General features: G+C 70.3%; 5 protein-coding genes. 3 read left to right on the plus strand and 2 right to left on the minus strand.

What is annotated here, in order from left to right:
• Positions 1 to 105: 105 nt before the first annotated feature.
• Positions 106 to 1,170: a multicopper oxidase domain-containing protein gene (locus G3573_RS20260; protein WP_163263477.1), complete on the minus strand. Its 1,065-nt coding sequence runs from the start codon at positions 1,168 to 1,170 to the stop codon at positions 106 to 108.
• Between the two features lie 13 nt (positions 1,171 to 1,183).
• Positions 1,184 to 2,347, minus strand: a complete 1,164-nt coding sequence (locus tag G3573_RS20265) for a multicopper oxidase domain-containing protein (protein WP_163263478.1) — start codon at positions 2,345 to 2,347, stop codon at positions 1,184 to 1,186.
• 254 nt (positions 2,348 to 2,601) lie between these two features.
• Between G3573_RS20265 and G3573_RS20270 the strand changes: the two genes are divergently transcribed.
• The 3 genes from G3573_RS20270 to G3573_RS20280 all read left to right on the plus strand — a co-directional run.
• A complete protein-coding gene (locus G3573_RS20270; protein ID WP_163263479.1) occupies positions 2,602 to 2,766 on the plus strand; it encodes a hypothetical protein in 165 nt (54 codons plus the stop codon).
• A gap of 34 nt (positions 2,767 to 2,800) precedes the next feature.
• On the plus strand, positions 2,801 to 3,355 hold the full coding sequence (locus tag G3573_RS20275) for a hypothetical protein (protein WP_163263480.1): 555 nt from the start codon (positions 2,801 to 2,803) through the stop codon (positions 3,353 to 3,355).
• A gap of 217 nt (positions 3,356 to 3,572) precedes the next feature.
• Positions 3,573 to 4,539 (plus strand): hypothetical protein (locus G3573_RS20280; protein WP_163263481.1); only part of this gene is annotated, 967 nt, incomplete at its 3' end.

Below are 4,539 nucleotides of genomic sequence, written 5' to 3' on the forward strand. Positions count from 1 at the left end.
GGATCGGTTCGGGCGCGGCCTGGGCGCGCTGCGAGGCCACGGCCAGGCCGCCAGCCACGGCCAGCAGGACGACGCCGCCGGCGGCGGCCAGGGTCAGGTGCGGCTTCATGCGACCACGATCCTCGTCTCGGCCACGCCGCGGACGGCGCGGGTCACCCAGTCCAGGTATTCGATCTTCGCCGGGATGGTCGTCGGCGACTGGGGCGTCACGATCAGGTCCCAGCGCCGGGCGGTGGTCAGCTCGAACGGCTGTCCGGCCGGCTGCAGGAACGGCCGCCCCCACGGCCGCTCGGGATCGCCCAACCCGCGGCCGTCGTTCCCGACCACGGTGGCGTCGGCCCCGATCGTGACCCGGATCGGGCCGTAGTGGGCGCAGCCGACGCGGATCAGGATGCGCTGGCGCGGCCGCGCCTTCACCATCACGCGCGGGTCGTCCTTGGTCCGGTTCGAGAACACCCCGGAGATCAGGAAGTACTTCGGTTCGAACCGGTTCAGCCCGACGTCGTCGCCGCACAGGCCAGCGTCATGGTTCATCAGGTGCCAGCGCGGGTCCAGCGAGTCCGCGGCCCAGACCGCCTCCACGTCATAGGCCGGTCCGCCGGTGAACAGCCGGCCCGGCCCGTCGATCGGATCGACGATCAGCGGCCCGTGCAGCCCCATCTGGAAGTGCAGGGTCGTGTTCTTGTGGCAGTGGTAGAAGAAGCTGCCCGCCTCGGCCGGGCGCCACTGGTAGGTGTAGTTGCCGGTCACCTCGAACGACAGGTGCCCCACCCCGTCGTTGAAGGTGGTCGGCTCGATCCCGTGGTGGTGGATGGTGTGGGTGTTCTTGCTGGCCGACATCACCGTGTGGACGACCTGGGTCTCGCGCACGCGGATCAGCGGGCCGGGGTAGGTCCCGTTCGACGCCTTCGGGTCCTTCGGGTCGCCGAAGGTCCACATGCGGATCTTGCGGCCGTCCGGCGCGACCAGATCCAGGTCCCTGACCAGCTCGCGGAACAGGGTCACGTCCGGCGTGAGCCGGTCCGGCGTCGCCGGGTTCACGTGGAAGACGTCGCAGCCGAAGGTCTCGAAGGTCAGCTGGCCCTGCACGCCGGTCTTGGTGAAATCGATCGTCCCCGAGCCTGAGTTTGAGCCTGAGCCGCCGGACTGGGCGAACACGTTCCTGAGCATGGTCCCGCCTCCCTCAGCCTGAGCCCAGCGGGCCGGTCACTTCCCAGTGCAGCACCGCGCCCTGCGGGTAGTTTCCGCCCGCCGCGGTCTGGGACATCTCGGTGTGGCAGTGCATCGGATAGCGCAGCGGGAACGGCTCCTGCCGCATCGGGAACACCGGGATGTCCGGCGGCTGGCGGATCGGAAGCAGGACGTCCACCTTGCCCAGCGGCGCCAGTGTCCAGGTGTCGACGTCGGGGATGTTGTCGCGGACGATCACCTCCCCCGTAGGCCCGGTTAGGGTCAGCCACGGCGTGTGGTTGCCGTGGATGTGCGGCGAGTGGGTGACCAGGCCGGCGTTCAGGGTGCGGATCAGGGTCGGCTGGCCGACCCGTCCCTGCGCCTCGAACAGGTGGTGCAGCTCCTCGGTCGCCGTCGGGGAGACGTGCGACAGGTCGAAGCCGGACAGGCCGTTGATGGTGAAGAACCGCGGCAGGAAGCTCGCCGTCACGGCCGCGCCGGACGGGACCCGCCCGGCGTCCACCTGGGCGTTGAGGGTCGGATCGATCTGGGTGAACAGCCAGATCCGTTCGCGCTCCGGGTCGTTCGGATCCCACTTGTTCCCCGGGAACCGCGGCGGCGTGCCCAGGGCGTCGAACAGCAGCTGCACCGAGCGGGTCTGCTGCGCCTGGCTGTAGGGGATCGGCGATCCGGCCGGGGTGACCGGATTGCGCGGCCGCACCACGAACACGCCCTGCAGGCCGACCAGCCGGAACACCGGCGCGTTGGTCGGATCCAGATACAGGTAGCTGCCCGGCTGCGGCGCGACGAAGCTCACCTGCGCCGTCCCGCCCGGCGGGATCGGCCCGGTCTGCGACCCGGGCGCGCCCGGAATCGCGAAGGCGTGAGGGCGCCCGTCGTTGTTGGTCACCCGCACGCGCAGGGTCTCGCCCTCGATCGCGCGCAGCACCGGCCGAAGCGTGTTCGACACGGCCACGCCGGCGCGTCCGACGAACAGCAACTGGAAGACCACCTCGCCGGTGATCATCTCCACGTCGGCCGGCTCGATGCTGAGCTGGACGTCCAGGGTGGACCGGTTGGGCGGTGTCGCGGCCTGGCGCGCCCGCGCCTGTGATCCGCCTATCCCCGCAGCCGCCAACGCGCCGACACCAAACGCCAGAAACTCCCGACGCTGCATAAGCCCCACTCCGGCCACAGCGGACCGTCCGCCCACGACGGGGCGGCGCGAACCGCACGCATCACTCGCTTGTCGGTGGATCAACTCGCGTCCGGCGCCCGCGGCGGCTGTCGGGATCACGGGTGTAGAAACCCGTCAGGCGAACACCGGACGGCGCCCGTACCTGATCGCCAACGCCTTAGATGTGTTCGATACCGAACCATCGGAGGCGCCCGACGTTCTTACCTCACCGTCGCCGTATCCAGTGGGGTCGTGTGCAGAAGGCGTGTCTCTACGAAACCCGGGCCGAGGACGCCGAGCGGCTGGCGCGCATCGCCCAGACCGACGAGGAACGCCTCGCCTATCTGCAGATCGCCGCGGTCTGGCGCGAGATCTCCCGCACGCGCCGCCAACTCCTGAAGAGCACGCCGCAGACCTGAGGATCGCAGCGCCCGTCCGGCGCGTTTGCGCGCCATGGCGACGCGGCTGAAGGTCTATCGCACCCAGATCGGCTTCTTCGACACCATCGTGGCCGCGCCGAACCAGAAGGCCGCGCGCGCCGCCTGGGACGTGCGCGAGGACCTGTTCGCCTCCGGCGCCGCCGGGCTGACCGATGATCCCGGCGCGGTGAAGGCGGCCCAGGCCCAGCCGGGCGTCGTGCTGCGCCGCGCGGTCGGGACGGACGGGCCGTTCACCGCCGGCGACGCGGCCCTGCCCGAAGTCCCGTCTCTCCCGAGACCGAAAGCCGCCGCAAAGCCGAAGCCGGCGGCGAGCGCGAAACCCTCCAAGCCCGTACCTCCGCCTCCCCCGGCGCCCAAACCCGACCGGTCGGCGCTGGACGCCGCCGAACGCGCCCGCGAGGCGGTCGAACGCGAGGCCGACGAGGCGCTGGCCGCCCTGGCGATGGAGCGCCGCGCGCTCGATCGGCGCGAAGCCGCGCTGCGCACCGAACATGAAGCCCGCCGCGATCGGGCCGAACGCGAGCTGGATCGAGCCCGCGCGGACTGGCGCAAGGCCGGCGGCGACTGACCCGCAATCGATACCGCCGATACGCGAATACTGTCGATCGCCACCCAAACGCATGAAAAAGAACGCTGAAATTCAGCATACTTAACCGATGAACATCATGAATATCGTTCAACGATAACAGATCGTGTTCAGATATATTGAATACGCGGTAGCCATATCTCTTATGATTTGAGCAATGCGCGCAGCGCTCTCCTGAAACGGCATCAGGGAGCCCGCCATGAGACTTGGAATTCGCACCATCCTCGCCGCCACGGCTGGAACGCTGTTCTTGACCGCCGTGCCCGCCGGCGTCGCCGCCGCCCGCGACGTGGACGCGTCGGCCGGCGTGGTCGACCTGCCCGCCCGCCTCGTCGACTCGGCCAGCGCCTATGAAACCTACATGTCCAAGGCCGCGACCATCTCGCCCGGCTTCAGGAACGGCGAGGAGATCCAGCGCGCGCTGAACGCCAGCGCCTCCTACGAGGCCAAGCAGCTGGAAGAAGGCGCGATCGCCTACGTCGCGACCCTGGCCCTGCAGGATCCCCGCTTCGTGCGCTCGGCGCGCATGGCCGCCCAGGCCGATCCCTACTTCGCCACCCGCCTGATCAGCGACCCGGCTTCCGCGGGCGACCTGTCGGGCGCCGACGGCGCCGCCGCGCTCGCCAGCGCGGCCCTGAAGGACCAGGGCGGCCGTCTGCTGAGCGCCGGCAAGGCGATCAAGCAGGAAGCCTACGACGTCCAGCGCCAGGCCTGGGCCAAGGGCAACGTGGCCAATCCGACCGCGCGCCTGGCCCGGATCAAGGCGATCTCGACCACCCGCTACAAGCCCACCCCCGAAGACCGCGCCCGGCTGGAGACGGTTTCGGTGCGTTCGCGTGGCGGCGGCGACGCCTATTCGCCGCTCGTCAACCGCGGCCTGGCCCTGGCGGCCCTGGCGGCGGCCGGACAGGCCGACGACGCCGAGCGCATCAAGCCGCTGCTGTCGGACCAGAAGTTCGGCTTCGCGCTGCGCATGGCCAAGCTGAACCTCTACCAGTGCCTTTCGGTCGCCCGCCCGCACTATGAGGATGTCTTCTGCCTGGGCGTGCACGGCATGGCCGAAACCGCCAGCGCGGTGCTGGACGCCAGCACGCCGCAACCGGGCGCGCCGCGCCGCGTCGCCGCCGCCGCGCCGCCGGTCGTCCAGGCCTCGGTCCGCTCGGACG

It is taken from the genome of Caulobacter sp. 17J65-9 (assembly GCF_010975005.1).
Lineage (GTDB): Bacteria > Pseudomonadota > Alphaproteobacteria > Caulobacterales > Caulobacteraceae > 17J80-11.